Origin of the sequence: Nocardia sp. NPDC049220 (assembly GCF_040647855.1) — a bacterium.
In the GTDB taxonomy this organism is placed as follows: Bacteria; Actinomycetota; Actinomycetes; order Mycobacteriales; family Mycobacteriaceae; genus Nocardia.
This window is the reverse complement of record NZ_JBEZDA010000001.1, coordinates 880,475-902,120: the sequence shown is the minus strand read 5'-3', so window position 1 is coordinate 902,120 and position 21,646 is coordinate 880,475. Positions and strand designations below refer to the sequence as shown.

The 21,646-nt window shown below is 68.0% G+C and carries 18 protein-coding genes; 8 read left to right on the top strand and 10 right to left on the bottom strand.

From position 1 onward, the window contains the following. Positions 1-155: 155 nt before the first annotated feature. Positions 156-1,913 carry a proline--tRNA ligase gene (locus AB0C34_RS03870; protein WP_357067150.1) on the bottom strand — a complete coding sequence of 586 codons (1,758 nt, stop codon included), beginning with the start codon at positions 1,911-1,913 and terminating at the stop codon, positions 156-158. Between the two features lie 58 nt (positions 1,914-1,971). Between AB0C34_RS03870 and yaaA the strand changes: the two genes are divergently transcribed. The 3 genes from yaaA to AB0C34_RS03855 all read left to right on the top strand — a co-directional run bounded on the left by yaaA (position 1,972) and on the right by AB0C34_RS03855 (position 5,098). After that, positions 1,972-2,715, top strand: coding sequence for a peroxide stress protein YaaA (gene yaaA, locus AB0C34_RS03865; RefSeq protein WP_357068460.1), 744 nt, complete (start codon positions 1,972-1,974; stop codon positions 2,713-2,715). Between the two features lie 254 nt (positions 2,716-2,969). Beyond that, positions 2,970-4,460 carry a CoA-acylating methylmalonate-semialdehyde dehydrogenase gene (locus AB0C34_RS03860; protein ID WP_357067148.1) on the top strand — a complete coding sequence of 497 codons (1,491 nt, stop codon included), beginning with the start codon at positions 2,970-2,972 and terminating at the stop codon, positions 4,458-4,460. Between the two features lie 224 nt (positions 4,461-4,684). After that, positions 4,685-5,098, top strand: coding sequence for a PPOX class F420-dependent oxidoreductase (locus AB0C34_RS03855; protein ID WP_357067146.1), 414 nt, complete (start codon positions 4,685-4,687; stop codon positions 5,096-5,098). A gap of 18 nt (positions 5,099-5,116) precedes the next feature. On the opposite strand, the gene AB0C34_RS03850 is transcribed toward AB0C34_RS03855, so the two are convergent. Continuing rightward, positions 5,117-6,565 (bottom strand): MFS transporter, encoded by a 1,449-nt coding sequence (locus AB0C34_RS03850; protein WP_357067145.1) that lies wholly within the window; start codon positions 6,563-6,565, stop codon positions 5,117-5,119. Positions 6,566-6,851: 286 nt separating this feature from the next. Beyond that, entirely contained in the window at positions 6,852-8,114 is a 1,263-nt protein-coding gene (gene cobA, locus AB0C34_RS03845; protein ID WP_357067142.1) for a uroporphyrinogen-III C-methyltransferase, read from the bottom strand. Between the two features lie 282 nt (positions 8,115-8,396). Here cobA and AB0C34_RS03840 point away from each other — a divergent pair, with 282 nt between their 5' ends. The 4 genes from AB0C34_RS03840 (at position 8,397) to AB0C34_RS03825 (ending at position 12,263) form a co-directional block, all read left to right on the top strand. Further along, positions 8,397-8,870, top strand: a complete 474-nt coding sequence (locus AB0C34_RS03840; RefSeq protein WP_357067140.1) for a nucleoside deaminase — start codon at positions 8,397-8,399, stop codon at positions 8,868-8,870. Further along, the gene (locus AB0C34_RS03835; RefSeq protein ID WP_357067138.1) at positions 8,867-9,826 is read left to right on the top strand and encodes a 2-oxoglutarate and iron-dependent oxygenase domain-containing protein; all 960 of its coding nucleotides are present in this window, start codon (positions 8,867-8,869) and stop codon (positions 9,824-9,826) included. The genes AB0C34_RS03840 and AB0C34_RS03835 overlap by 4 nt, the downstream gene beginning before the upstream one ends. A gap of 206 nt (positions 9,827-10,032) precedes the next feature. After that, positions 10,033-11,163, top strand: coding sequence for a phosphotransferase family protein (locus AB0C34_RS03830; RefSeq protein WP_357067137.1), 1,131 nt, complete (start codon positions 10,033-10,035; stop codon positions 11,161-11,163). 2 nt (positions 11,164-11,165) lie between these two features. After that, positions 11,166-12,263 (top strand): hypothetical protein, encoded by a 1,098-nt coding sequence (locus tag AB0C34_RS03825; RefSeq protein ID WP_357068458.1) that lies wholly within the window; start codon positions 11,166-11,168, stop codon positions 12,261-12,263. A 63-nt stretch (positions 12,264-12,326) separates the two neighbouring features. On the opposite strand, the gene AB0C34_RS03820 is transcribed toward AB0C34_RS03825, so the two are convergent. The 6 genes from AB0C34_RS03820 to mqo form a co-directional block, all read right to left on the bottom strand. Then, the gene (locus AB0C34_RS03820) at positions 12,327-12,701 is read right to left on the bottom strand and encodes a cobalamin biosynthesis protein (RefSeq protein WP_357067135.1); all 375 of its coding nucleotides are present in this window, start codon (positions 12,699-12,701) and stop codon (positions 12,327-12,329) included. Next, a complete protein-coding gene (locus AB0C34_RS03815; RefSeq protein WP_357068456.1) occupies positions 12,688-14,118 on the bottom strand; it encodes a cobyrinate a,c-diamide synthase in 1,431 nt (476 codons plus the stop codon). The genes AB0C34_RS03820 and AB0C34_RS03815 overlap by 14 nt, the downstream gene beginning before the upstream one ends. 97 nt (positions 14,119-14,215) lie before the next feature. After that, positions 14,216-14,830, bottom strand: coding sequence for a cob(I)yrinic acid a,c-diamide adenosyltransferase (gene cobO, locus AB0C34_RS03810; protein ID WP_357067133.1), 615 nt, complete (start codon positions 14,828-14,830; stop codon positions 14,216-14,218). A gap of 402 nt (positions 14,831-15,232) precedes the next feature. Beyond that, positions 15,233-17,188 (bottom strand): VWA domain-containing protein, encoded by a 1,956-nt coding sequence (locus tag AB0C34_RS03805; RefSeq protein ID WP_357068454.1) that lies wholly within the window; start codon positions 17,186-17,188, stop codon positions 15,233-15,235. Positions 17,189-17,715: 527 nt separating this feature from the next. After that, entirely contained in the window at positions 17,716-18,171 is a 456-nt protein-coding gene (locus AB0C34_RS03800) for a GNAT family N-acetyltransferase (protein WP_357067131.1), read from the bottom strand. 18 nt (positions 18,172-18,189) lie between these two features. Continuing rightward, a complete protein-coding gene (gene mqo / locus AB0C34_RS03795; protein ID WP_357067130.1) occupies positions 18,190-19,707 on the bottom strand; it encodes a malate dehydrogenase (quinone) in 1,518 nt (505 codons plus the stop codon). Positions 19,708-19,992: 285 nt separating this feature from the next. Here mqo and AB0C34_RS03790 point away from each other — a divergent pair, with 285 nt between their 5' ends. Beyond that, the gene (locus AB0C34_RS03790; RefSeq protein WP_357067128.1) at positions 19,993-21,063 is read left to right on the top strand and encodes an alpha/beta hydrolase; all 1,071 of its coding nucleotides are present in this window, start codon (positions 19,993-19,995) and stop codon (positions 21,061-21,063) included. On the opposite strand, the gene AB0C34_RS03785 is transcribed toward AB0C34_RS03790, so the two are convergent. Then, positions 21,043-21,606 carry an alpha/beta hydrolase gene (locus tag AB0C34_RS03785; RefSeq protein ID WP_357067126.1) on the bottom strand — a complete coding sequence of 188 codons (564 nt, stop codon included), beginning with the start codon at positions 21,604-21,606 and terminating at the stop codon, positions 21,043-21,045. The genes AB0C34_RS03790 and AB0C34_RS03785 overlap by 21 nt on opposite strands. Positions 21,607-21,646 lie beyond the last annotated feature (40 nt).

Here is a 21,646-nt window from a genome sequence, read left to right as displayed (position 1 = left end):
CCGTTCTTCGTCCAGCAAATCCGGCCTACGGATGCCGAGGTCGTGATCGGCAGGTTGCGCGGGCGTCGGTCGGTTCCCGATAGTTACCGCAGCGGCGTCCCGACTCGACCGTGCCGCACGGCCCCCGACCGAGTCGGGGGCCGTGGTTCGATAGGTCAGCGGGGAACTCTGGCCACCACCGCATCCACGGCGGACGCGGCGGGGAGGGCTTCGACCTCGCCGGTGAAGCGATCGCGCAGTTCGACCTTGCCCTCGGCCCAGCCGCGGCCGATCACGAGGACCAGCGGCATGCCGAGCAGTTCGGCGTCCTTGAACTTGACGCCGGGCGACGCCGTCCGGTCATCGAAGAGCACATCCAGACCCCGGGCATGCAGTCCTTCCACGACTTCTTCGGCGCCCGCGCGCGCCGCCTCGTCCTTGTTCGCGATCACGACATGCACGTCGTACGGCGCGACCTCGGCGGGCCAGCGCAGCCCCTTGTCGTCATGCTGCTGCTCGGCGATCACGGCGACCATCCGCGACACGCCGACGCCGTAGGAGCCCATGGTCAACCGCACCGGCTTGCCGTTCTCACCGAGCACGTCCACGTCGAAGGCGTCGGTGTACTTTTTGCCGAGTTGGAAGATGTGGCCGATCTCGATACCGCGCGCCGACACCAGCGCGCCACGCCCGTCGGGTGACGGATCGCCGTCGCGGACCGCGGCGGCTTCGATGGTGCCGTCGGGGATGAAGTCACGACCGGCGACCAGGCCGACGACGTGCTTTCCCGACTGGTCGGCGCCGGTGATCCACCTGGTGCCCGCGACGACCCGGGGGTCGACCAGATAGCGAACACCGTTGGCTTGCAGCGCCTTCGGGCCAATGTACCCCTTCACCAGGAACGGATTCTCGGCGAAGTCGGCTTCGGTGAGCAAGTGCACCTCGGCCGGCTCGACGGAGGCGCCCAGCCGCTTCTCGTCCACCTCGCGATCGCCGGGGATGCCGATGCCCAGGATCTCGGTCTTGCCGTCCGGGTGGCGCAGCTTGACCATGACGTTCTTCAGAGTGTCGGCCGCGGTGACAGTGCGGCCGTAAAGTTCGGCGACACCGGCACCATTGGCCCAGTCGACGAGGGTCGCGATCGTCGGCGTGTCCGGGGTGTCGTGCACGACAGCCTCCGGCTGCCCCTCGATCGACACCGGCTCGGGAGCGGGGGTGACCACCGCCTCCACATTGGCCGCGTAGCCGGATTCCAGGCAACGCACATAGGTGTCCTCGCCGACCGGGCTGTCGGCGAGAAACTCCTCCGACGCGCTGCCGCCCATCGCACCGGACGTGGCCGCGACGATGACGTACTCGACCCTCAACCGATCGAAAATGCGCTGATATGCCGTGCGGTGCGCCTGGTAGCTCGCCGCCAGGCCGTGCTCGTCCAGATCGAAGGAGTAGGAATCCTTCATGACGAATTCGCGACCGCGCAGGATGCCGGCGCGGGGACGCTCCTCGTCGCGGTACTTGGTCTGGATCTGATACAGCGTGACCGGAAGGTCCTTGTAGGAGCTGTACTCGCCCTTCACGGTGAGTGCGAACAGCTCCTCATGGGTCGGTCCGAGCAGGTAGTCCGCGCCCTTGCGGTCTTGCAGCCGGAACAGGCCGTCGCCGTACTCGGTCCACCGATTGGTGGTCTCATACGGGTCGCGCGGCAGCAGCGCGGGCAACGAGATCTCCTGGGCGCCGATCGCGTCCATCTCCTCGCGCACCACGTTCTCGACCTTGCGCAGCACACGAAGGCCCAACGGCAGCCAGGAGTAGACACCCGGAGCGATACGGCGCACATAGCCGGCACGAACCAACAGTTTGTGGCTGGGCACCTCGGCGTCGGCGGGATCGTCGCGCAGGGTACGCAGAAAGAGGCGGGAGAGGCGGGTGATCACGGAAGCACAGGATAGTCGTCGCTCGGACGTCATCCACAACCCATTATGGTATTCGTTCGTGCTGGTGCTGCTGCCTCCCTCCGAAACGAAGTCCGATGGCGGCGCCGGTGCGCCCCTCACGCTGGACTCACTGGCGATGCCTCAGCTCACGACGGTGCGCTCGCGACTGATAGACGAGGTGGTTCGACTGGCGGCCGACCCGGGGAGTTCCCGCGCGGCGCTGGGACTGGGCAAGGGGGCGGATATCGAGATCGCCCGCAACGCCGCGCTGCGCACGTCGCCGACCCGCCCTGCGCTCGAGCGCTACACCGGCGTGCTCTACGACGCGCTCGACGCGCGCTCGTTCACGAAAATTCAGCAGGCCAAGGCGCGCGCCCGGCTCGGCATCGGCTCCGCATTGTTCGGCGCCATCCGCGCTGGCGACCCGATTCCCGCCTACCGACTCTCCGGCGGCACCAGACTGCCCGGACTGCCGACCCTCACGACCATCTGGCGCGATGCGCTGGCCGCGGCGCTGCACGCGGAGGCCGCGGGCGAACTCGTCATCGATCTGCGCTCCGGCACCTACCAGCAGCTGGGCCGTGTGCCGGGCGCGGTCACCGCGAACGTACTCACCGAGCACGCGGACGGATCACGCACGGTGGTGAGTCATTTCAACAAGCACCACAAGGGCCTGCTGGCCCGCGCCCTCGTGCTCACCAGAGCTGAACCGACCGACGTCCAGGGCGTGGCGCGGGTGGCGACCAAGGCCGGGTTGCGCACGGAAATCGCCTCGCCGACCGAGCTTCTGATCCTCACCTGAAACCGGCCCAGCGCCGATCAGGGTTTGCCGGCCACGTCGACGGCAGGTCAGCCCGGAGGTTCGAGGTCCGGCCGTCGACCTGCCACGACGTCGAGTCGACCCGCACCACCGGCAACGGCGGGAAGCACCGACGAATCGGAAATCAGGTACGGACCGTCGGTCTATCGGACAGGCTTGACCCCGACAGTTGAACCAGACCGGGCACACGACATCGAGGCCGCGGCGCTGACGCACACCGATCGAATCGAGGAGATATGCAGACGATCGCGCACTGGCTCGACGGCAAAGCTTTCGCGGGCACCAGTGCGGCGACGGCGCCGGTGACCAATCCGGCCACTGGCATGGTGACCGGACAGGTCGCGCTGGCGAACGTCGCGGACGCCCACGCGGCGATCGACTCGGCGGCCGCGGCCTTCCCCGCCTGGCGGGACACCTCGCTGACACGCCGCACCCAGATTCTGTTCCGCTTCCGCGAACTACTCGACGAACGCAAGGAAGAACTCGCTCGGCTGATCACTGCCGAGCACGGCAAGGTCCTGGCCGATGCCATGGGTGAGGTGATGCGCGGCCTGGAAGTCGTCGAGTTCGCGTGTGGCGTACCGCATCTGCTCAAGGGCGGCTACACCGAGAACGCTTCGACCAAGGTCGATATCTTCTCGCTCCGCCAACCGCTCGGGCCGGTCGCGGTGATCTCCCCGTTCAACTTTCCCGCGATGGTGCCGATGTGGTTCTTCCCCCTCGCCATCGCCGCGGGCAACACCGTGGTGCTCAAACCGAGCGAGAAAGATCCGTCGGCCGCACTGTGGCTGGCCCAGCTGTTCGCCGAAGCCGACCTGCCCGCGGGCGTCTTCACCGTGCTGCAAGGCGACAAGGTCGCGGTGGATGAGCTGCTGGACAACCCGGGCATCAAGGCCGTCTCGTTCGTGGGCTCGACGCCGATCGCGCGGTACGTCTACCAGCGTGGCACCGCGGCGGGCAAGCGGGTGCAGGCGCTCGGCGGCGCGAAGAACCACATGGTGGTGCTGCCGGACGCCGATCTGGACCTGGCCGCCGACGCCGCGGTCAACGCCGGGTTCGGCTCCGCCGGCGAGCGATGCATGGCGATCAGCGTAGTGGTCGCGGTCGGCGGTGCGGCCGACAAGCTGGTCGGCAAGATCGCCGAGCGTGCCAGGACCATCAGGACCGGCGACGGCACCGGCGCGGCCGACATGGGGCCGCTTGTCACGCGCGCGCACCGCGACCGAGTCGTGGACTATATCGCGGCGGGCGAATCCGCCGGCGCCACTGTGATTCTCGATGGCCGTGACGTCGAGGCCGACGGCGCAGCCGACGGTTTCTGGCTGGGACCAACGATTCTCGACCACGTCAGCACGGACATGAGCGTCTACACCGACGAGATCTTCGGTCCCGTCCTGTCGATAGTGCGGGTCGACCGTTACGACGACGCACTCGCCCTGGTCAATGCCAACCCCTACGGCAACGGCACGGCCATCTTCACCAACGATGGCGGCGCAGCGAGGCGCTTCCACCACGAGGTGGAGGTCGGCATGGTCGGGATCAATGTGCCGATCCCGGTTCCCATGCCCTATTACAGCTTTGGCGGCTGGAAGAACTCGCTGTTCGGTGACGCGCACGCGCACGGCACCGACGGCGTGCAGTTCTTCACCCGCGGCAAAGCAGTCACCACCCGCTGGCTCGACCCGAGCCACGGCGGGCTGAACCTCGGGTTCCCGCAGAACAAGTAGGCACGCACGGCGACGCGCGGGACGGCGAAGGACTTCGGCTGCCGCACCTGGCGAACGACGGCATCGGCGCCGGCCGCGTGTGATCGCCGACGCCGCGACGAGGCAGGCTCCAGCACCCGGTGCGGCGTCCACCCGACGCACCGGCCCTACATCGGCGAGAGCCCCCGGATCCGAGTCGGCTGGCGGCGGGAATGCCCTGGCGCGTCAGCTTGTTCGTTCATCATGTGACCGAGACCGCCACGCTGTCCGATGACCTGAAGAAGCACCTGGATCGGGAGCGGGTGTTCGCCACCGCGGCCACGATCGGACCGACCGGACAGCCACATCTGACCGTGGTCTGGATCAAACGCGACGGCGACGATCTGCTGTTCTCCACCACGACCGATCGTCAGCAGGGAAAGAATCTCACTCGCGACCCGCGGATCACGGTACTGATCAACCCACCGGACAACCCGTACGTGTACGCGGAGATCCGCGGCGACGCGACGCTCACTCCGGACCCGGACAAGACGCTGCCCGACGAGCTGTCGTTGAAGTACACCGGCAAGAAGTACCTGGACTTCAACCCGGCCTCGGTGCACGACGGTCCGCGCGTGATCGTGCGGGTGACACCGCGCAGGGTCGCGGGCCGGATGTGATCGGCGGGCGAGGCGGGCTCAGGACTGCTGGGCCTCTTCCTGCGCGTGCTGGGCCTTCGCCAGTTGCTGTGGCGTGAACCGCAGCGTCAACGCGACCAGCACGGCGGCGACGGCGATAAGGGCACACACGAACAGCACCAGGGTGTACCCACTACCCAGCGCGGCGATCTGGGCGGGTGTCATCTCCGCGACCTTGCCGGTGTGTCCGCCCAGCGAGAGCGTGCGCGACGCGGCGATCGGCGTGAGCAGGCCGATGGCCACCGGTGTCGCCAGGTTCATGAACATCTGGCCGACCGCGGCCAGCGGACCGATGTTCGCCGGCGGCACACCGACCAGCACACACAGCGGCGCCAGCACCATCGCCATCCCGACGCCCAAGCCCATCACGACGAGTAGAGGCAGCAGCGTCGTCCAATACCGCACATCTCCATCGAGGGTGGAACCGAACAGCAGCCCGGCGCCGAGCACCACCGCCGAGCAGGCGAGCAGCCAGCGCGGCGCGATGAACAACGCGGCCTTGGAGGCCAGCGCGCCGCCGATGCCGATGCCGACGGTGAACGGAATCGCCGCGACACCCGCCTTCAGCGGGCCGTAGCCGATCACGTTCTGCATGAACTGGGCGACGAAGAAGGTCATCGCCCCGAGCACGCCACCGGCCAGGAAGATCAGCAGGAAGGTGGCGACCCGGTCACGGCTGTCGAACAGCGACCACGGCAGGAGCGGGTCCGCCACGCGCCGCTCCATCACCACGAAGACGATGAGCAGCACGACGCCCGCGATCAACGAACCGACGATGGCCGGATGCCCCCACCCGAGTTCCGGCCCTTCGGTGGCGCCGAACACAATGGCGGCGCACGCGATGGTGCCCAGTACCGCACCGGGAATATCCAACGCGGATCGGTGGTGGGCGGTGTCGGCGAGCTTGTAGACCGCGCCAAGGATGATCAGCGCCCCGATCGGAACGTTGATCAGAAAGATCCACCGCCACGACAGCTGGGTCAGTGCGCCACCGACCACTAGACCGCCGACCGACCCGATGCCGACCATCGAACCGACGATCGCGATCGCCTGGTTGCGCGCCTTGCCGGGCGCGAAAGTTGTTGCCACAAGAGCGAATGCCGTCGGCGCTGCGACCGCCGCGCCCGCGCCCTGGAACGCGCGCGCCCCGATCAGCATCGTCTGGTTCTGCGCGAGCCCACACGCCAGGGAGGCGACGGTGAACAGGCCGACACCCAGGACCAGCATGCGTTTGCGCCCGAAGGCGTCACCGAGCCTGCCACCGAGCAGCATGAGGCCCGCGAAGGTGAGACCGTAGGACGTCACCGTCCACGCACTGCCCGCACTGGACAGCCCCATCTCCTCCTGCAACCGAGGCAGCGCGAAGATCACCACCGTGCCATCGAGCACGACCATGAGCTGCAACCCGCTCAGTACAAGGATCGCGAGCCCGAAGGCCCGCTGCGTCATCGGGTACTGCATTATCGCAGCGGGATTCGGGAGCACAGTGAGCCACTGTAATTGATGGCACCACCGTCGCCCGCGCCACGGCGATCCGGCCGGATCCGAGACGAACGGCCGCGTGTCGTGGATTCGGCACGATCGAACACCCCCGGACGACCGTGATCAGACACCGGCGAACCGGACGAATTCGGGCGTCTGAGACACCACCGATGCATCAGCATGACGGGGCGCCGAAGGCCGACAATGCGGTCTGATCACCGCGACCGGCCAGCGCCGGGCGGGCGCCGCAGCGCTACGCGGTGGGCGGTTCGACGGAGTCGGCAGAGAATCCGGCAGTTGGGCCGATCACCACGATCGCCGGCGGGCGGATGCCTTCCTGGCGGACCCGCGCGGCGACGGTGGCGAGGTCGGCGCGCAGTACCCGCTGGGTGCGCAGTGTGCCCTCCTGGATGACTGTCGCGGGTGTCTCGGACGGACGCCCGCCGTCCAGCAGCGCCGTGGCGAACTGCTCGATTCGCTCCACCGCCATCATCAGCACGAGCGTGCCGCGCAGCCGCGCCAGTGCGGGCCAGTCGACCAACGAGTCCGGGTGATCCGGCGCCACGTGGCCACTCACCACCACGAACTCGTGGGTGACGCCGCGATGCGTCACCGGAATTCCCGCGGCGGCGGGTACCGAGATAGGACTTGTGACCCCGGGCACCACGGTGACCGGAACACCGGCCGCGACGCAGGCCTCCAGCTCCTCGTAGCCGCGACCGAACACGTACGGGTCGCCGCCCTTGAGCCGCACCACGAACTTGCCCGCTTTCGCGCCTTCGATGAGCGCGGTATTGATCGCGTCCTGCGCCATCGCCCGCCCGTACGGAATCTTCGCCGCATCGATCACCTCGACCTCGGGCCCGAGCTCGGCCAGCAGCTCCGGCGGGGCGAGCCGGTCGGCGACCACGAGATCGGCCCGGGCCAGCAACCGCCGACCACGCACGGTGATCAGGTCGGGGTCGCCTGGGCCGCCGCCGACCAGCGCGACGCCGGGAGCGATCGGCGTCGAATCATCGGTCACCACACCGGATTGCAGTGCCTCCAGCAGCGCGTTGCGCACCGCGGCGGAGCGCCGGTGTTGTCCGCTCGCCAGCACACCGACCGTCAGTCCGTCGTAGCGCGCGGTGGCGGGGGTGACCGCGGTGCCGAGCCGGGCGATATCGGCGCGCACGCAGAAAATCCGCCGCCGGGTCGCCTCCGCGACCACCGCCGCGTTCGTCTCTGGGTCGTCGGTGCACGCGAGCACGTACCAGGCACCGTCGAGATCGCCGGCGACGTACTCGCGCAGCGTCATGGCGATCCGACCCGAAGTCGCCATCGCCTCGACCGCGGGCGTGACCGCACGGCTCACCACATGCACGTCGGCCCCGGCGGCGATCAGCAGTCCGAGCCTGCGCTGCGCGACACTGCCACCGCCGACCACCACGACGCGGCGCCCGTGGAGATCGAGCCCGACCAGGTAGTTCGGATCGCCCGCGGGCTGGTCTCGGGTTGCGTCTGACGGGTTCGGCACAAGTCTCGAGCCTACGTGTTGTCCTCGCGCGTCCGGCAATCGATCGAGTCGCACAGCGACCACACCGTCTCCGGTGCGCCGAGCCCGTGACCAGAGGCCGCCCCCGGCGGTAGACCTCGTCCGGGATCGCCATCGCGATTCCACGCGTCGGCGAGGCCCGGCCCGCTCCACCGGCCGGAGGGCTGAGGCAAGAGGGCGGCGTTCAGCGTGGTCATTCGACACCCGGTCCCGCGGAGGAACTGTACGTTGCGGGCGAGGGCGACTTGCCTGGACAGTGGACGCATGACGCAGGTGAGATCGGCACAGCAACTGCTCGCAGTGGCCTACGACGAGGCATTGTGTGGGCTCGCCGAGGGCGGCATCCCGATCGGCGCCGCCCTGTTCGACGCCGACGGCACGCTGCTCGGGCGCGGCCACAACCGCCGGGTGCAGTCCGATGACCCGAGCATCCACGCCGAAACCGATGCCTTCCGCGCGGCCGGACGGCGGCGCGACTACGGCCGCACGATCATGGTGACCACGCTGTCGCCCTGCTGGTATTGCAGCGGTCTGGTTCGCCAGTTCGGGATCGGCTCGGTGATCATCGGAGAATCGCGGACCTTCTCGGGCGGGCACGAGTGGCTTGCCGAGTACGGCGTGTCGGTCACCGTGCTCCAGGACCAACGCTGCATCGAACTGATGACCGAGTTCATCGCGGAACATCCCACGCTGTGGCACGAGGACATCGGCGTCGCCGACGGAATCGAGGCGCCGTGAAGGCCATCGCCACCATCGATCTCGCCGAGTGGCGGGCGGGCGGCGTCGTGGCGTCCGAGGTCGAACGCACGGTCGACGAGGGTCTGTGCCGGGCTGGCTTCCTGCTGGTACGCGGCCATGGTGTGCCCGAGGGGCTGTCCGATGCGGTGCGTTCCGCGATCCGGGGCTTCTTCGCGCTGCCGGACACGGTCAAGCAGCGCTACGCGGTGACCGTCGGTGGGCGCGGCTGGATCGGGCCGGGCAAGGAGGCGAACGGCTATGCCGAGGCAACAGCCACGCCACCGGATCTGAAGGAGACCTTCGCCGTCGGCGCCGACACCCGTACCGGCGATCCGAAGGTCGACGACGTCTGGTTCCGGCCGAACGTATGGCCGGACGAGGTGCCGCAACTGCGTGCGCTGATCAGCTGCTATACCGACGCCATGCGGGTGCTCTCCGACGAGTTGCTCGCCCTGTGCGCGGCCGCGCTGCGACTGCCCGCCAACCCGTTCGTGCGCTGGGCCGGACGGCCCACCTGGACCTGCAACATCAATCACTACCCGGCCATGTCGGTGCTCGGCCGTCCGCAGCCCGGACAGTTCCGTATCGGACCGCACACCGATTTCGGGACTGTGACCGTGCTGGACCGCGAGCCGGGTGCGGGCGGTCTACAGGTGTACACCGAGCCGGAGGGTTGGGCGGACGCGCCGTACGACCCGACCGCGCTCACAGTGAACATCGGCGACCTGCTGGCTTACTGGAGCGGTGCACGCTGGTCGCCCGGACGGCATCGGGTGCAGCCACCACAGCCGCAAGCTCCCGATGACGACCTGGTGTCGCTGGTCTACTTCTACGAGTTGAACCACGACGCGGTGGTACGGCCGCTGGAACCACCGATCGGCCGTAGGCGCGACCTTCCCCCGGTGGTCTCCGCGGAGTTCCTGCGCACCCGTCTGGACGCCATCACCGTCGGCTGACCGGGCGACCGGATCAGCGGATATCCCCTGCCCCGGATGACACCACGCCCGCGCGCGTCCGGTGGCGCCGCGAGCGGTGTGCCCCGTCCAGCGGACCGGTTGGATTTCATGTCCGTTTCGACCCGACACACGGCTGAAACGCTTTACAGTCGCGTATCCGCTCAACCCAGTGCGCGCCAGTGGTAGCGCACCTCAGAAGGACAACCATGGCCGACGATCCATACCCGGCCCAGCGCCATCAGCTGACTGTCAGCGCTCGCGACCTCGACACGCTCGCCGCGGATCTGGCACGCTGGCTTGCCGCGCGGGTCGCGGCCGACCAGCTGCCGCGGATGTCCGCGGTGGCACGCCCGGAGTCCGGCGGCATGTCCTGCACGACAATCCTGTTCGACGCCGAATGGACCGTGAACGACCGTCGTGAGAGCGGATCGTTCGTCGCGCGGATTGCGCCCGAAGCCGGATCGTTCCCGGTGTTCGAGACCTACGACCTGGCCACCCAATACCAGGTGATGGCAGGCGTCGCGGCGGCCACCGGCGCGCCGGTACCCGAGCTGTGCTGGCTGGAAACCGACGACAAGGCTCTCGGTGCACCATTCCTGGTGATGCGGCGGGTCGAAGGACGGGTGCCGTCGGACAATCCGCCGTACGTGTTCGCCGGGTGGCTGTTCGATGCCAGCCCCGCCGAACGCCTCCGACTTGCCGACAGGACCGTCCAGGTTATCGCCGAAATCCATGACATCCCCGATCCCGCAGCACGCTTCCCGATGCTGTGCGGACCGGGGCAATCGCTACGCAGACACATCGAAGCACAGCGGGCCTCCTATCGGTGGGCGCTGGCGGACGACGGGTTCCGAATCCCGCTCATCGAACGGGCATTTCGGTGGATCGACGAGCACTGGCCGACCGATCCCGGCCCGGATGTGCTCAGTTGGGGCGACGCCCGTCCGGGAAACATCATCTACCGGGGATTCGATCCGGTGGCGGTGCTGGATTGGGAGATGGCCGCGCTCGGGCCACGAGAACTCGACCTGGGCTGGATGATCTTCACCCACCGGTTCTTCCAAGATATCGCGACGCGAGTCGACCGACCCGGACTCCCGGACTTCCTGCGCCGCGACGATGTGGTCGCGAAATATCGTGAGTTCTCCGGCTATTCCGCGCGCGACCTCGACTTCTACCTCGTCTACGCCGCGCTACGCTTCGCGATCGTGATGGCCCGAGTGAAACGCAGGATGATTCATTTCGGTGAGGGCGCCGATACCACCGACCGCGACGATTACGTCATGCACCGCGCGTTCCTGGAAGCTTTACTCGACGGAACCTACGAATGGGACTGACCATGCCGGCACCCTTGGACGAATACCCGATTCACCAGACCGCGCTGTCAATGGCAAGGGTGGCCAGCAGCGACCGGAACTTCTACGACCGCAGCTACTTCAACGCTCACGACCGCGATGGCGGCACGCTGCTGATCACCGGTTTCGGGGTGTACCCCAACCTCGGAGTGACCGACGCCTACGCCGCGGTCCGGCGCGGCGACATCCTGCGGTCGGTGCGGTTCTCCGACGCGCTCGGCCCCCGCGGATTGGAACAGCGGGTCGGCGGATACCGCATCGAGGTGCAGGAACCGCTGCACCGTATCCGGGTGGTCTGCGAGCATGACGATCTCGGCTTTGATCTCACCTGGACCGGCGCCTTTCCCGCCGTGCAGGAGCAGCCGCATCTCATCCTCGCCGGCAACCGGCCGATCATCGACGCGTCCCGGTTCGCGCAGGTCGGTTCGTGGACGGGAACACTGCACGTGGACGGCGACGACATCGCGGTCGATCCGGCGGTGTGGACCGGCACGCGGGATCGCTCGTGGGGCATCCGCCCGGTCGGCGAGACCGAGCCGTCCGGTCGTGCCGCCGCCGAGCCGACCGGCGGTTTCTGGTGGCTGTACGCGCCGCTGCGGTTCGAGGACTTCGCAGTGGTCGTGATCGTGCAGGAGGAGCCGGACGGTAGGCGCACACTCAACGACGCGACGCGGATCTGGCCGGACGGACGCACCGAGCAACTCGGCTGGCCGCGGATCTCGATCGAGTACCGTTCCGGCACAAGACTTCCCGTTGCGGCACAGCTGGCGCTGACCACGCAGGACGGCAAGCCGATCGACATCGAGATCACGCCAGGCACCAGAGTCCCCTTGCACGTCGGCTGCGGCTACGGCGGCGACCCCGACTGGAAGCACGGCCAATGGAAGGGCCGCGACTGGTCCGATACCAGCCGCTACGACCTCACCGACCCCGCGGTTGTCGCCCGGACGCCCTACGGCGTTATCGACCACGTCGCCCACGCTCGCTGCGGTGACGCCGAGGGCTGGGGCCTGTTCGAACACGCCAGCATCGGCCGCCACGCTCCCACCGGCTTCGCCGACTGGGGTTCGGTCGCACCGTAGTCAGGGCGCCGCCGCGGCACCCGCGTTGTGCCTCGCGCGGCGCGAGATACGTCTTCTCCCGTCCTACCTTTGGTCGCCGAGGCGCGTCGCCGCGATCACCACTCCGCGCACGATCCGCTTGGGTACCACCAACGCGGCGCCGTCGGCGGCCAGGACCGCCGCTGCCTCGGCGACACTCGACGTCGCGACTGCCGCGAACGTCCGGCTACCCGGGTTGGGGACGTCGACCGCGGCAAGAACGGCGGCAGAGTAGGACTTGATCGGCACGCCCAGTTCGGCGGCCACCGCACGAAGTCCAGGCTCCCCCGCGCGTCGGTCGAGTGTGGCGAGGCACCTTATAGTGCTGTCGTACAGGATTTCTCGCAGCGCGGCAGAGATCCGGTCCGCCGAGGTGCCCGGCCGGAGTCCGATGCCGACCACGAGCTCAGCCGACGACACGGGAGCTCGCGTAGTCCGTCGCGACACGGACGAAACGGGTGATCGCTTCAGGGTTTCCGGCCGGGTGGGTGTGCAGATACGAGGCGTGCACATTGCGTATCAGCGCGCCCTCGCGGACGCGCTCGTCGGCATTGTCGCGCCAACCCCATGCCGAAACGTCGGACGTCGCCGTAATCAGGCGGGTTCGATGGAACTCGTGCCCACGCACACGTTCTCCGGCCCGCCACAGCGGGGAGTCGGCCAGTACCACAGCATCTCGGTAGCCGAGGGTCAGCCGCGATCCGAAGGCGGCGTCGGCACTCACCACACCCGCCATCGGGTGCCCGTCCAGCGACCTGGTCAGATACAGCAGCCCGGCGCATTCGGCGTGCACCGGCATCCCGCGTCGGGCGGCCTCGGCCACCGCCCGTAACAGACCGGTATTGGCCGCCAGCTCCGCGGCATGCTCCTCCGGAAACCCACCCGGCAGCACCAGCCCCGCCGTACCGGTGGGCAATTCGTCACGCAGCGGATCGAACACGACCACCCGCGCTCCCGCCGCCAGCAGCAACTCCCGATGCTCCGCGTACCCGAAGGTGAACGCCGACCCACCCGCGATGGCGATCAGCGGGCCACCGTCCACGGTATCGAGGGCAGGGTCGACGGCGGACTCGGCGAATGCCTGCGAGCCACCGGCGATGTCCGGACCGCGGACAGCCTCGAACGGATCCCACGCCGGGCCGCTCACCGTCGAACTGGCCAGTGCCGCGACAGCGTGCAGATCCACATGCGCGGCGACGAGATCGGTCATCGCGGCGACGGCGGCCGTCGCGGCGGCGCCGTGTTCCACGGCCGGAATCAACCCGAGATGCCGGGAGGGAACCTCCAACTCGGCCATCCGCGGCAGCGAACCGAGCACCGCCAGACCGACCCGCTCGCACGCCGCGCGCAGCACTTGGTCGTGCCGCACGCTGCCGACCCGGTTCAGAATCACCCCGCCGAGCCGGACCGCACTGTCGAATGTGGCGAACCCGTGCAGCAGCGCCGCCAGGCTCTGACTATGCCCGCGAGCGTCCACTACCAGCAGCACCGGCGCACCGAGCAGGCTCGCGACCTGCGCTGTGGACCCCTCTGCCACCGGCCCGGCGTGATCCGGATCGATCCGCCCATCGAACAACCCCATCACGCCCTCGACCACGGCGAGATCGCATCCCCGCGCACCATGTCGATACAGCGGCACCACACGTTCGGTCCCTACCAGGACCGGATCCAGATTCCGCCCCGGCCGTCCGGCAGCCAGCCCGTGATACCCGGGATCGATATAGTCCGGCCCGACCTTGAACGGGGCCACCCGATGCCCCACCCGCCGTAGCGCCCCTACCAACCCGGTCGCGACCGTCGTCTTGCCACTCCCGGAAGCAGGAGCCGCGACCACCACAGCCGTCACCCGAGCCACCCGGTCGCCGCACGCGGACTCGGTCGCCGCGCGGAGTTCCGCGGCACTCGGCCACGCAACCGGGAGAGTAAGAGGCTGATCACCATTCGATGCCTCTTTGACCTTTGCGGCCGGCGTCCATGGGGTGTTTTATCTTGGTCATTTCCGTCACGAGGTCAGCGGCGTCGACAAGGCGTTGGGGGGCGTCGCGGCCGGTGATGACAACATGTTGGTTGCCGGGGCGGGCAAGGAGGGTATCGACGACTTCACCGAGGTCTACCCAGCCCCACTTCAGCGGGTAGGTGAATTCGTCGAGGACGTAGAAGCGGTGCTGTTCGGACCGGAGGCGGCGGGCGATCTCCTGCCACCCGACGAGCGCGGCCGCGGCGTGGTCTTCCTCGCTGCCCTGTTTGCGGGTCCAGGACCAGCCCTCGCCCATCTTGTGCCACTCGACCGGTCCGCCCGCCCCGGTTTCCTCATGCAGCTTGCCGAGGGCGCGAAACGCTGCCTCCTCCCCCACCTTCCATTTGGCGCTCTTGACGAACTGGAACACCGCAACATCGAAGCCCTGGTTCCAGGCCCGCAGTGCCATACCGAACGCGGCAGTCGACTTACCCTTGCCGGGCCCGGTGTGCACCGCCAGTACCGGCTGATTGCGCCGCTGCCGCGTGGTCAGCCCGTCGTCGGGCACAGTCTCCGGAACACCCTTGGGCATCGAATCTCCTCGCTACTCCTCGGCCGAACTTCGACCTGTACTCGGCACCGACGCGCCATACCAGCGCTCACGCCCGGTCGACTCGCCGCGCCGCCGCGCGGTGCGACGCGAAACCGGGCCGCGAACGGCTGCTACGCCGCGACAGGGGGTAGCCATCCGTTCCGGCAGATCCACCACGCCAGGACACAGGCCGGTGCCGACCGATCCGCAGCGACATCCCGGGTGGCTCCCGAACACGTAGGCCGCGTGGACGACCGAGCGGTTCGACACCACCACCAACCGCAGCGAAAGCACCGGCCCCGGCAAGGCCGATCCCGGACGGCGTCCGGTCATCAGGTCGCAGGTGCGCGCACGCGACCTGCGCGCACCGAAGTCGTTGCGCGGCGATGGACGCCCCGCTGTTCACGCGGCACGCAGCGACCCACCGCCCCCATGACCAGAGCGCGCGCGGATGATATCCGCGACCGAGTCTCCGGTCAGTTCCGCCAGTCTCAGGTATCCGCCGCGCAAGTCGCGGGCGAGGTCGATTGCCATGTCGAGGCGAACCATGCCGCGTTCGCAGTCGACCACGATCGAGGTCACCGCGTCGTTGGCAAGCAGTCCCGCGGCGACGCGCGCACGCCCGACGGGATCGACGCCGCCGGTCGCACGGCCGTCGGTCAGCAGCACCAGCATCGGCCTGCGGCGCGGGTCACGGACGCGTTCGCGCCGAACGACGTCACGCGCCCGCAGCAGACCCGCCGCGAGCGGCGTTTTCCCGCCGGTACGCAGTCCGGACAGTCGGCGCACGGCGATGTCGACCGACGACGTCGGCGGCAGCACGAGTTCGGCATCGGCGCCGCGCAGGGTGACGACGGCAACCTTGTCGCGACGTCGGTAGGCGTCCCGCAGTAACGCGACCACCGCGCCGGTCACTGCGGACAACCGGTCCCTGGCCGCCATCGAGCCGGACGCGTCGACCACGAACACGATCAGATTGCCCTCCCGACCTTCGCGGCGTGCGCCGCGCAGGTCGTCGGCGGCAAGCTGGAGTGGCCCGGCGACGCGTCCACGGGCGCGCTGGTGCGGCGCCGCGGCGAATACGGTGCCGAGCAGGTAGAGACCCGAGGTGGTATCGGTGCTGGGACGGACGACCCGCCCGTGCCGCGATTCGGCACGCGAGCGGCGGCCGGGCGCACCTTCGCCGACGCCGGGCACCTCCCACCGGGGTGGGGTCGTCGCAGCGGAAAGCGGTGCACCACTGTGTCCTTCGCGCGCCTTGCCACCACCCTCAGGGCCATCCGGCGGATTCTCGGGGCCGCCGTCGGGGTCGTCGGAGGGACCGTCGTCTCCGGGTTCCCCGCTCACCGGCGGCACGGTCTCCGAGTCGCCGGTGGCGGCGGGCGGCTGCGCCTCGGCCGCCGCGTCGCGCATGGCGTCGTCGAGTTGCTCGTCGCTGATGCCGGGCTCGTCGAACGGATCGCGCCGTCGCCGGTGCGGTAGCGCCAACTCGGCAGCGACGCGCACATCGGCCTCGGTCACCGACTCGCCGCCACGCCAGGCGGCGTGCGCGGTCGCGGTCCGCGCGACGACCAGGTCCGCGCGCATCCCGTCGACGTCGAATGTCGCACACAGCGCGGCGATCCTGCGCAACTCCACATCGTCGAGTAGCACCTGCCCGACCCGATCACGGGCGGCGAGAATTTGTTCGGCCACCGCGCGGTCGGCGGCGGCGTACCGTGCCGCGAACCCCGCCGGATCCGCCTCGTAGTCCAGCCGGCGGCGCACCACCGCCATCCGCACGTCGACCTCCCGCGACGCGGCCACATCCACGGTCAGCCCGAACCGATCCAGCAGCTGGGGACGCAGTTCGCCCTCTTCCGGGTTCATGGTGCCGACCAGGACGAACCGCGCGGGATGTGAGTGCGAGACACCGTCGCGTTCGATGTGCACCCGGCCCATCGCGGCCGCGTCCAACAAAACGTCGACCAGGTGGTCGTGCAGCAGGTTGACCTCGTCCACGTAGAGCACACCGTGGTGCGCGGCGGCCAGTAGGCCGGGACGAAACGCCTGCTCCCCGTGCCGCAGCACCCGCTCCAAGTCCAGTGAGCCGATCACGCGATCCTCGGTCGCCCCGACCGGCAGTTCGACCAGCCGCGCGGGCCGTGCCCCGGTCTCGTCCACAACGGGCGGCAGCAACTGAGCCAGCGCGCGCACCACGGTCGACTTGGCAGTGCCCTTCTCGCCGCGTACCAGCACGCCGCCGATGCCGGGGTGCACCGCGCACAGCACCAACGCCAACTGCAGCCGCTCCTGCCCAACGACAGCCGAGAACGGAAACCCGACGTCACTCTCCGACGCAGGTCGAACTCTGTGCAGCTGCTCAGACGTCACGGCGCTTTCGGCATGGGACAAAGACACGCCCCAACTCTAAGCGCGCCCCGACAACTACCGAGCAGCACCCTCCGACCCAACCCACGGCCGTCCGACCCATCCCACCCGAAGCGCCCACCCCCACACGATGACGGCTCCCCCTAAGAGACCGGCCCGAGCCGAAATCTCAAATGACAGAAATACAGACGAACATCTGCCCGAACCGCCGAAATATTTCCACCCAACCCTGACGCTCGTCGGCGAATTCCCAGCTAATCAATCAGACACAGGACAATAACCGCCCAAAAAACAGCTCGATCGCTCACACGCCACACGCAACCACCAGGGAGCGAGTCTTACGAGCGACGCTCGCGGCCCGGCTCGCATCCGAGCGGCCGACGCGCCCGCGACGAAGTCGCCAGCGTCGGCCGCTCGGACGCGAGCCACCATGGGGCCGCGAACACGCAGCGCCGCAGGCGCTGCAAATCAGACACCGCGCAGGCGCTGCAAATCAGACACAGCGGCGCAGGCGATTACACAGCACCCTTGCGCATCGGCAAGTGCGGGATGCCGTCTTCGTCGAACTCCTCGCCGTCGACTGTGAAGCCGTGCTTGCGGTAGAGGTCGACCAGATAGCTCTGCGCGTTCAGCCGTACCGTCGCGGACCCGACTTCGGCCAGCGCCGCCTGCAGGAGTCGTGTGGTGTACCCATGTCCGCGTGCGGGTAGGGCGGTGCAGAGCCTGCCGATGCGGAAGCTCTTCACTCCGTCGTGGTGCTCCTCCCACAGGCGCAGGGTCGCGATGACTTCACCCTCGTCATCGAGCCAGAAGTGTCGGGTTTCGGGAAGCAGATCGTTCCCGTCCAGTTCTGGGTACGCGCACTTCTGCTCGACGACAAAGACTTCGACGCGGAGTTTCAACAACTGGTAGAGCGTGGCAGTGTCGAGATCCTGTGCCCATGACCGTTTGAGAGCAACCGTTGACATCATCGCGCCTTGCTATCACACCTAGGCGTCTGCCGCGACCCCAACGTGGTTCGGCGTGTTCGCGAGGTTCAGTGTCTTGGTGGTCCAATCCCATATTTCGTGGAACAGATCCGGGTTCTCCGACAGCGACGCACCCAGCGACGGAACCATTTCCTTCAGCTTCGGCGTCCAATCGGTGTATTCCCGTGGGAAGCAACGTCGTAGGACGTCGAGCATGGCGGTGACGCAGGTCGAGGCGCCGGGCGACGCGCCGAGCAGCCCAGCGACCGTGCCGTCCTGTGCCGCGATCACGGCGGTGCCGAATTCGAGCACGCCACCCACACCTTTGCGACGGATCACCTGAACGCGCTGGCCCGCGGTGATCAACTCCCAGTCTCGTGCCTCGGCGCGCGGAATGAACTCCGACAGCGTGAACACCTTGCCTGCTTCGGACTTCAGCAGTTCACTGACCAGGTACTTGGTCAGGCCCAGCTCGGTGACACCGACGCCGAGTAGCGAGAACAGGTTGTTCGGCTTCACCGACTTGAACAGGTCGGTGTTCTTGCCGTCCTTGAGGAACTTCGGCGTCCAGCCCGCGTACGGACCGAACAGCAGGCCGGGCTTGCCCTTGATCACGCGAGTGTCCAAGTGCGGCACCGACATCGGCGGCGCCCCGACCGCGGCCTTGCCATACACCTTGGCCTCGTGCTGTTGAATCAGCGACGGGTTGGTACAGCGGAAGAACTGGCCGCTGACCGGGAAACCGCCGTATCCCTTCGCCTCTTTGATGCCCGCCTTCTGTAGCAGCGGGAGCGCGCCGCCGCCCGCGCCGACGAACACGAATTTGCTGATCAGTGTGCGGGTTTCCCGGGTACGCAGGTTACGCACCGTGACCAGCCAGGACCCATCGGACTGCTTGGACAGGTTGCGCACCTCGTGACCGAAGGCCAGGTCCGCCCCGCTGGCGCCGAGGTAGGCGAGCAGTTCCTGGGTGAGCGCGCCGAAGTCGATGTCGGTGCCGCTGTCGGACCAGTTCAGTGCGATCGGGTCGGAGAAGTCGCGACCGCGCGCCATCAGCGGCAGCCGCCTGGTGAACTCCTCGGGGCTGTCGATGTATTGCATGCCCTCGAACAGCGGGTGCGGCGCCAGCGCCTCGTACCGTTTGCGCAGGTACTGCGCATTGTCGGCGCCGTGCACGAAACTGACGTGCGGGATCGGGTTGATGAAGGTGGACGGGTCGCCCAGGATGCCGTTCTCCACGCCGTAGGACCAGAACTGGCGCGAGACCTGAAACCGCTCGCTGATGTCGACGGCTTTACTGATATCGACCGAGCCGTCGGCGTTCTGCGGACTGTAGTTGAGTTCACACAGCGCGGAGTGCCCGGTGCCTGCGTTGTTCCACGGGTCACTGCTCTCCGCCGCGGCCGCGTCCAGCCGCTCGAACAGGGCGATCGACCAGTCCGGCTGCAACTGCCGCAGCAGCGCGCCGAGGGTGGCACTCATGATCCCGGCACCGATGAGTACTACATCGGTCTTTTCAGTCACGGCAGCGTTCGGCACGGGTAGATCGACTTCCTTGTCCTTCTGCGCGGGCCCACCGAGCGGGTGGACCTGCCTGGGCGCGGTGTTCAGTTGTGGCTCGGGTCCGGCAATCGCTGTTCCCGAACAGCATGGCTAGAGGTAGGTTACCCACCGTTCACCTATCCCAATTCTGCACCTCACCACGCGCATCGTCCGCAACCAGCCTGCGGAATGTGCCGAATGCGACAGAGATCATCGTCACCACCAGGGCCCGCGAGGCGCCACACGCTGTCGGGTCGCGGCACCGTCAAATACATTGGTCGGGTGACGAACGAACAGTCGCTTGCCGAGTCGGTCGGCACCGCCGCGGAGGACGACAGTTGGCGTCCCGATGTCCTCGGCACACGTTTCCAACAGCGCACGCTGCTGCTGGGCGCCGATCCCGACGGGGAGGGCGAGGTGGTCGCCACACTGGTGCGCTACGTCCCGAACGGCACCGTCGAGCAGACCGCTGGCGCGGTGCTCTACGTGCACGGATTCACCGATTACTTCTTCCAGGAGCATCTCGCTGAGCATTTCGCCGAGTGCGGGTTCCAGTTCTACGCGCTCGATCTGCGCAAGTGTGGTCGCTCGCTGCGGGATGGGCACACGCCGCACTATGTGACGGATCTCGCTTTCTATGACCGGGAACTGACCGAATCGCTGCGGATCGTCCGGGCGGAGACCGGTGCGCCGGTGGTGCTCAACGCACACTCCACCGGCGGTCTGATCGTGCCGCTGTGGCTGGATCGACTGAATCGGACGCACGGCACGGCCGCCGCGGGGATCACCGGTCTCGTGCTCAACAGCCCGTGGTTCGACCTGCAAGGCCCGTCTTACTACCGGACCGTCGGCACGCCGATCATCAAAACGCTCGGGCGTTTCCGGAGGATGGTCGAAGTACCCGGCGGGAAGGTCAGCACCTACGGCGACAGCCTGCATCACACGGTGTCCGGCGAGTGGGACTACAACCTGGACTGGAAACCACTGCACGGCTTCCCGGTTCGGCTCGGCTGGCTGCGCGCGATCCGCCAGGGCCACGCGCGTCTGCACGAAGGACTCGATATCGGGGTGCCATCGCTGATCCTGCGCTCCAGGATCACCAAGTTCGCCAGGACGTACGGTCCCGCCGTGGACGTGGCCGACGCGGTGCTGGACGTGAAACAGATCCAGCGCTGGTCGGGCTGCTTGGGCGATCGGACCAACATGGTGCCGATCGACGGCGCCAAGCACGACGTGTTCCTCTCCGCCCCGGAGCCGCTGGCTCGCGCGTTCGCCGAACTCGACCGTTGGCTGGACTGGCTGCACGTATACCGGACCACGTCCGGCGACAGATCACCAGAGGCTGGTGCGTAACACGATCTCGGTGGCCAGTTCGTGGTCTGCTTCGGTCGCCACATCGGTCACGTCGACCTCGACCACTCGGAACTCGCCGTGGACGAACCGCCCGGAGGTATCGGCCACCGATCGGGGCAGATTCTTGGTGACCAGCACGGTGGTGGGCACCTCCACTGGACGAGTGTTCGCGTCGAGCACCGTCCCGTCGGCGCCCGGAACTGCAGGGTGACCCCGGTCTGCGACGACCAGGCTCTGATACCGACCGAATCCACTCGCGCATACCTGCCAGGCCAGCGCGGCTCCCGCGCCACGCCCGGCGACGTTCACCCAGGGCAGCCCGAGTTCGTCCAAGATCGCGGTCACTCCGCCCGGGTCGAGTCCCTCGATCGATTCCACCGCGAACGTGCGCAGATCCGAGGTGTGCAGTCGGGCGCATACCTGGTCGAAGACGTCCGCCGGATCACCGGAATCAGGCAGCAGCAGCACGCTGTGCCGGGATTCCGGCCCGTCGATCCGAACGGTCCATGCCCGGTCACCCACCGCGATCTGCCGAGATTTCATGCCGAATCACGCTACACGGGTCACCGGCTCGAGGCGTCGT

What these genes read in the sequence shown, in the direction of transcription:
- AB0C34_RS03860 (WP_357067148.1), top strand. Translation starts at nt 2,970, where the DNA reads ATGCAGACGATCGCGCACTGGCTCGACGGCAAAGCTTTCGCGGGCACC.
- AB0C34_RS03850 (WP_357067145.1), bottom strand. Translation starts at nt 6,565, where the DNA reads ATGACGCAGCGGGCCTTCGGGCTCGCGATCCTTGTACTGAGCGGGTTG.
- AB0C34_RS03840 (WP_357067140.1), top strand. Translation starts at nt 8,397, where the DNA reads ATGACGCAGGTGAGATCGGCACAGCAACTGCTCGCAGTGGCCTACGAC.
- AB0C34_RS03830 (WP_357067137.1), top strand. Translation starts at nt 10,033, where the DNA reads ATGGCCGACGATCCATACCCGGCCCAGCGCCATCAGCTGACTGTCAGC.
- AB0C34_RS03825 (WP_357068458.1), top strand. Translation starts at nt 11,166, where the DNA reads ATGCCGGCACCCTTGGACGAATACCCGATTCACCAGACCGCGCTGTCA.
- cobO (WP_357067133.1), bottom strand. Translation starts at nt 14,830, where the DNA reads ATGCCCAAGGGTGTTCCGGAGACTGTGCCCGACGACGGGCTGACCACG.
- AB0C34_RS03800 (WP_357067131.1), bottom strand. Translation starts at nt 18,171, where the DNA reads ATGATGTCAACGGTTGCTCTCAAACGGTCATGGGCACAGGATCTCGAC.
- AB0C34_RS03785 (WP_357067126.1), bottom strand. Translation starts at nt 21,606, where the DNA reads ATGAAATCTCGGCAGATCGCGGTGGGTGACCGGGCATGGACCGTTCGG.